Below are 6,065 nucleotides of genomic sequence, written 5' to 3'. Positions count from 1 at the left end.
ACACCAGCCCGCCCACCCGCGGCCTCCGCGCCGCCGCCCGCGTCTACGCCGGCTGGGGCTTCTCGCAGGCGTTCTACTGGGACCGCCTCTACGAGCAGCTCGGCTACAGCTCCCTGGAGGACTTCCTCGTCGGCTTCTGGGAGGGCTTCTTCCTGGACGACCGCGATGCCAACAACCTCCTCACCATGCTGTGGACATGGCAGAACTCCGACGTGGGCCGCACCCCCGGCTTCAACGGCGACACCAAGGCCGCCCTCGCGTCCATCAAGGCCAAGACGCTGGTCATGCCCGGCGAGAAGGACCTGTACTTCCCGCCCGAGGACGAGGCATGGGCCGTCCAGCACATCCCCGGCGCCGAACTCCGCGTGATCCCCAGCGTCTGGGGACACTTCGCGGGCCACGGCAGCAACCCCGTCGACACCGCCTTCATCGACACCGCCCTAAAGGAACTCCTCGCCCGATAGCCGGTGGGCGTTGGTTTATAGGTCGCGGCGGTGGAAGGCGATTGCGGCGAGGGCGAGGATGAGGCCGAGCCAGAGGCAGCTCCAGGCGACGTAGGCGATGGTGAGCGGGGAGTCGCTCAGGAACGGGTGGCCGTCGAATCCTTGGGGGAGCCCTGCCCCCAGGGCCGGGTGCTGGATTGCGTGCATGGCCCCGCGCCACAGGCCGTCCGTCGGCAGCAGCACCCGGGACACGGCCCCGACCCGCTCCACGCCCTCGTTGCCGAGGGCGTGGCCGACACCGCCGACCACGCCCGCGATCCAGGTGGCGCCGAACAGGCCGACCGCGACGATGCCCGACGCCATCGGCGAGATCACGGTGGACAGCAGCAGGCCCAGGGTGAGCAGGACGGTCGACTGCGCGGCGAGCAGCACCAGGCCGGTCACCGGGGCCGGGGGCCAGTAGTCCATCGTGACCCGGACGATGACGAGCTGGGCGAGCCCCGCCACGGCCACGAATCCGCTGGCGAAGACCACGAGGCCCAGCCATTTTCCCAGCAGGACCGCCGAGCGGCGGATCGGCCGCGCGAGGACGGCCAGCGCCGTCCCCGACTCGATCTCGCCCGCCATGGTGGGCCCGGCCAGGAACGCGGTGCCGAGCGCGGCGATCAGGCTCAGGCCGAACATCACCAGGTTGAGCACGGTGGACGCCGCCAGCCGTGCCTCTCCGCTGGTGAGCGTCCCGAACTCGGCGTCGAGCCGGGCGAACCCCCAGGCGCTGAGGCTGAGCAGGATCACCGTCATCACGGCGAGCGAGCGCAGCACGCGCCTGCGCGCGGCCTCCTGGAGGGTGAGGGCGGCGACGGTGAGCACGATCCGGGTGGTCATCGGTGATCGCCTCCAGGGCCGGTGCGGAGGATGTCCAGCAGCCGCTCCTCCAGGCTGATCCGCCCGGGTTCGACGGCGTGCACCCGCACTCCGAGGGCGACCAGATCGGCGACGAGGTCAGGGACGGTGTCGGGGCCCTGCGCGGGGTCATGGCCGGCGGGGAGTTCGACGGCGAACTCGTCGCCGGTGCGGATGAGGCGGCCGGCGGCGGCCAGCCGCGCCTCCGCCGCCGCGCTCACCTCGCTCAGGCGGAGCCGCACCTCGCGGCCGCCGAGCAGCTCGGCCAGGGTGCCGGACGCGGCGACCCGGCCCTTGTCGAGGATGACGACCCGGTCGCAGACGCGCTCCACCTCCCCGATGAGATGGGAGTTGAGCAGGACGGCGACCTGCCGGTCGCGGAGGGACAGCAGCAGGTCGCGGACGTCGGCGCGGCCGATCGGGTCGAGGGCGCTGGTGGGCTCGTCCAGGACGACGAGGTCGGGGCGGGCGACCAGCGCGACGGCCAGCCCGAGGCGCTGCTGCATGCCCTTGGAGAAGCCGCCCACCCGGTCGCCGGCGCGGTCGGCGAGGCCGACGGCCGCCAGGCACTCGCGCCGCTCCCCGTCCGGCACCGCGACGCCCGCGAGCCGGACGTGCAGGCGCAGCACCTCGGCGGCGGTGAGCCACGGCTGGTACCGGAACAGCTCGGGCAGGTAGCCGACGCGGGCGCGGGCGCGCGGATCGCGGGCCGGACGCCCGAGCAGCAGCACCTCGCCCGCGTCGGGACGGACCAGGCCGAGCAGGATCTTGATGACGGTCGTCTTGCCGGCTCCGTTCGGCCCGAGCAGGCCGACCACCTCGCCGCGCCCGACGGCGAACGACACGTCGTCCACCGCGAGCCGGCGCCGGTACCGCTTGCGCAGGCCCGAGCACCAGGCCGCCGGCGCGGGCGGCAGCTCCGCGAGCAGCCGCCCCGCGGCCTCGGCGCGGGGCGTCATCGCAGCCCCCGCGCCACCGACAGCACCTCGCGGGCGCTCAGCGAACCCGCCACCGCGGTGACGACCCCGTCGTCCGCCCAGATCACGCCCGCCATGGCGCCGTCCCGCGCGGCCAGCACCGTGGCCGGGACCCCGCGGACGTCGGCGGTGGACGCCTTCATCTTCTCGACGGACACGAACAGGGGCAGCGTCGTCCCGGTGCCGGTGAAGGCGCGCAGCTGCGCCTTGACGTTCTCCGGCACGGTGGGCAGGGACAGCAGGTAGTCGCGGGCCGTCTCGAACGGGACGCCCGACGAGTACACCGTGGGCGCGACGGCGCGGACCACGATGAGCGCCGGCACGGGACGCCCTTGCGACCAGGCCGCGACGACCCCGGGGCCCGCGCCCAGCCGGAACCGGCTGCCGTCCAGGCCGGGCGGTGGCGGCGGCGCCTTCCCTCCGGCGGCCGCGACGGTCTGCGCGGTCTTCGCCATCGAGAAGGTGAACAGGGCGCTCGCCTTGCCGCCGACCCGGTACGCGGGCTCGCCCGTCACGCCGCGGGGGAGCCTGCTCACCCGCGGGACGGAAAGCCCGGTGGCCTTCCCCGCGGCCGCGGCGTCGGCGACCTGGCGCACCTCGATCTTCGAGGTCACCGCGAGGTCGCCGAAGGCGTCGAGCTCGGGCAGCCGCACCAGGTCGGCCCGGGGAGCGGTGACCGGCGCGACCTTCTCGGCGCGGAAGATCTGGAACCAGTCCGCCGCCGCCGCGACGCCGGCCCCGCCCAGGAGGGCGACGACCCCGACGATGGCGACCACCGGGTTGCGCAGCTTCGTCCGCCAGCGGCCCGGCGGGTCGGCCGCGGTCTCCGGACCCGTTTCGCCGCCGGCGATCGCCGAAGCCAGGCGGTGCCATCCCGCGTCGACGTCCACGATGAGCTCGACGTCGGCGGCGAACCTGATGTCCAGCGCCGACGCGGCGGCCTCCGCGTCCTCCTGGACGACCGCCAGCCCGGACAGGCACGAGGCGCAGTCAGCGACGTGGTCGCGATCGGTGCCGGCGACGCCGGACGGCTCGTCCAGGAGCCGGCGCAGCGTGCCGTCACTCGGATGGCGCATGACGGTTCAACTCCTCCCGCAGAGCGGACTCGGCGCGCCGCACGGTGGTGCCCACGCTGCCGGGGGAAAGATCGAGGGCGGCGGCGACCTCGGCGTAGCTGAGGCCGCTGTGCCGCAGGACGAGGGCGACGGCCTGCCGGCGCGGAAGCCGCGCCAGCGCCGCCCGCACGCGGCGGCGCTCGTCGAGGGTGACGACCGTGTCGGCGACGTCCGGGCAGACGGTGCCGCCGTCGTCGGCGGCCTCCTCCCGGGAGGCGCGGCGGCGCCCGGACCGCAGCTGGTTCAGCGCGGTGTGCGCCGCGGCGACCGACAGCCAGCCCCCCGCCTCGCCCGCCGGGACCGAGGAGCGCGCGAACGCCAGGAACACCTCCTGGGCCACGTCCTCGGCCTCGTCCCGGGAGCCGAGCACGCGGGCGGCGACGGCGACGACCCGCGGATACGCCGCGCGGAAGACCTCTTCGAGGTCGGCCCGGACGGCCTCTCGACTCGGACGATCCGACACCGCCACCCCGCCGCCCTTCCGCTCGGCAACCCCGGCCACGCCGCCGTGCCCTTCAGCGGGCACGTGCCCTTCACACGGCACGTGCCCTTCACGGGACAGGGCGGCCGGGAGCGCGGCGGCCGGTGCGCTCCCACCTTGCCCTACAAGGTCCATACCTGTAGAGCACCGCCGGAGCCCCGCATGTGACAGCCGAGATCACCCAGGTCGCGTGCCGCGCTTTTCGTGTCGTCCGTAATAGGCCGAATTGAACCGGCGAATATGTGCTTTCGCCGGAGACAGGGCCTGCGCCCATCCAACTATGGCGAGAAATGCCTGATTATCGTCTGGGCGGTGGCCGGTGACCGGGCGATGAGGTGCATGTCCCAGGACGGGTCGGCATCGAGTTCGCGCTCCACCGCCGACCACACCCAGCTCAGGCTCTCCGCCGCGTCCAGGCCGCCGCGCCCGGCGCCGAACAGGGGCAGCGCGATGGAGCGGAGCGGCGGCCGTTCGCGCTGCGCCAGCTGGACGGTGTTGTGCACCGCGCGGGCCACGGCCTCGGGGGACAGCTCGTACTCGTTCCCGTCACCGACGGGGACGGCCACCGCCGCGTGGTAGATCCGGCGGACGCCCGACGCGCGGAGCCGTCCGGGCGACGTCGTCGCGACGGTGCCGGGCGCGACCGGGAGCCCGGGACGGCCGTGGTCGCGCATCCAGTCCGCGAGGCCCCGCTGGACGACGTCGTCCACGATCTCCCCGGTCCCGGTGGTCTCGGCGCAGGCCCTGCGCAGCGCGGCCGACAGCGAGTTCCGGAAGATCTTGGACGCCTCCAGATAGACGTTCTCCGAGGAGACGATCGCGTCCACCCCTTTGATCATCTCGACCGGCATGTAGTCGAGCGTGACCCGTCCGAGGCGGATGACCGCGGGGCTCGGCGGAACGTCGGCCGCGCGGGGCGCGCGGGGCGCCGCCGCCGGCATGCACAGCCGCAGGACCGCCTCCGCGGTCTGGTCCACGATGAGCTGCTCGTGGTGCTTGCGGAAGCGCTCGGTGCTGACCCCGTAGATCGAGGCGGCCGACTTGCGGCGCTCGCCGACCGTCCAGTCCCGGGCCCCGGCGGCGAGGCCGAAGGTGAACCCGGCCGCGGTGGACAGCTTGCCCCCGCCCAGCTCGACGATCGCCTGCCGCAGCAGCTCCTCCACGGCGGCGGGGCGGTACGGCTCGACCGGGGGACGCGCATCGGGCGCGGGGCCGTCGTGCCGGTACAGCGCGACCGCCGTTTCCAGCGCGTCCAGCCGCGTGTCCCGCAAGCGGGTCAGTCCCCGTTCGCGGAGGTTCTTGAGATCGGCCACGAGCTGATCATGAGTGGGCGGTGGCGGCATGGCTCCGGCTTGGGCGAGAGGTGGTCGATATCCGGGCGGATCCGGGACGGATCAGTGTAAATCCAGTTTGGGAATGTCGCCGCTGGTGTTCAATGTGAAATTCATCCGGGGCGGGCCCGTAACGGGGGCCGTCGTGGCGCGGTAATCAGGTGAGCGCGACGCAGGGAGTGACTCAGGGGTGGAGGTCGCCATGGCCACCGGCGAGGTGGACGAGCAGACCGGACAGACCGCGCGATCCGAACAGCCCGAAGACACCGGGCAGACCGCAGACACCGGGCAGACCGAAAAGGCCGAAGAAACCGAGCAGACCGCCGAGCTGGCCGAGCTGCTGGAGCAGTCCGAGCGGCTCGCCGCGATCGAGGCCGCCGTGGCCGAGTTCAACCGCAGGTCGGCGCACCGCGAGGCGGTCATCGACCGGTTGCACGAGGAGAACCAGCGGCTGCGGGACGGCGTGCACCGCACGGTCTTGGAGCCGGTCATCGCCGACCTGCTCCGCCTCTACGACTCGATGCTGCGCGAGGCCGCCCGGCTGGGCGCCGCCGGGGCCGACCCGGCGCAGGGCAGGCTGCTGGAGAGCTTCGCCGACGACACCCTCCTGACGCTGGAGCGCTGCGGCCTGGACGAGTTCACCGCCGCCCCCGGAGACCCGTTCGACCCGGGCCGGCACGCCGCGGTGTCGGTCGTGCCCGCCGACGACGAGGCCCTCGACAACACGGTGGCCGAGGTCGTCGCGACCGGGTTCGTGGAACGGGAGACGGGACGCGTCCGCCGCCCCCTCCGGGCCCGCTTCCACCGCTTCCAGC

General features: G+C 73.8%; 6 protein-coding genes and 1 pseudogene. 2 read left to right on the top strand and 5 right to left on the bottom strand.

Translation table 11 applies throughout. From position 1 onward, the window contains the following. Window positions 1-464, top strand: a pseudogene (locus ETD83_RS38335) (hypothetical protein); the annotation flags it as partial. A 15-nt stretch (window positions 465-479) separates the two neighbouring features. On the opposite strand, the gene ETD83_RS38330 reads toward ETD83_RS38335, so the two are convergent. From ETD83_RS38330 to ETD83_RS38310, 5 genes are all read right to left on the bottom strand, one after another. Further along, window positions 480-1,328: an ABC transporter permease gene (locus tag ETD83_RS38330; RefSeq protein ID WP_138650096.1), complete on the bottom strand. Its 849-nt coding sequence runs from the start codon at window positions 1,326-1,328 to the stop codon at window positions 480-482. Continuing rightward, window positions 1,325-2,305, bottom strand: coding sequence for an ABC transporter ATP-binding protein (locus ETD83_RS38325; RefSeq protein WP_138650095.1), 981 nt, complete (start codon window positions 2,303-2,305; stop codon window positions 1,325-1,327). The genes ETD83_RS38330 and ETD83_RS38325 overlap by 4 nt, the downstream gene beginning before the upstream one ends. Further along, entirely contained in the window at window positions 2,302-3,399 is a 1,098-nt protein-coding gene (locus ETD83_RS38320; protein WP_138650094.1) for a hypothetical protein, read from the bottom strand. The genes ETD83_RS38325 and ETD83_RS38320 overlap by 4 nt, the downstream gene beginning before the upstream one ends. After that, on the bottom strand, window positions 3,383-3,964 hold the full coding sequence (locus tag ETD83_RS38315) for a sigma-70 family RNA polymerase sigma factor (RefSeq protein WP_205718120.1): 582 nt from the start codon (window positions 3,962-3,964) through the stop codon (window positions 3,383-3,385). Before ETD83_RS38315 ends, ETD83_RS38320 begins: the two co-directional genes overlap by 17 nt. 233 nt (window positions 3,965-4,197) lie before the next feature. Continuing rightward, entirely contained in the window at window positions 4,198-5,232 is a 1,035-nt protein-coding gene (locus ETD83_RS38310; protein ID WP_205718119.1) for a macro domain-containing protein, read from the bottom strand. Between the two features lie 208 nt (window positions 5,233-5,440). Here ETD83_RS38310 and grpE point away from each other — a divergent pair. After that, on the top strand, window positions 5,441-6,065 hold a 625-nt coding region (grpE, locus tag ETD83_RS38305), incomplete at its 3' end, for a nucleotide exchange factor GrpE (RefSeq protein ID WP_230421470.1).

Source organism: Actinomadura soli (genome assembly GCF_005889715.1).
Classification (GTDB): domain Bacteria; phylum Actinomycetota; class Actinomycetes; order Streptosporangiales; family Streptosporangiaceae; genus Spirillospora; species Spirillospora soli.
Note: the sequence above shows the minus strand (reverse complement) of the source record. Positions and strands in the feature narration are given on the sequence as shown.

Bases quoted from the DNA above. Each gene is read 5' to 3' on its own strand.
- ETD83_RS38330 (WP_138650096.1), bottom strand. From the start codon at position 1,328: ATGACCACCCGGATCGTGCTCACCGTCGCCGCCCTCACCCTCCAGGAG.
- ETD83_RS38325 (WP_138650095.1), bottom strand. From the start codon at position 2,305: ATGACGCCCCGCGCCGAGGCCGCGGGGCGGCTGCTCGCGGAGCTGCCG.
- ETD83_RS38320 (WP_138650094.1), bottom strand. From the start codon at position 3,399: ATGCGCCATCCGAGTGACGGCACGCTGCGCCGGCTCCTGGACGAGCCG.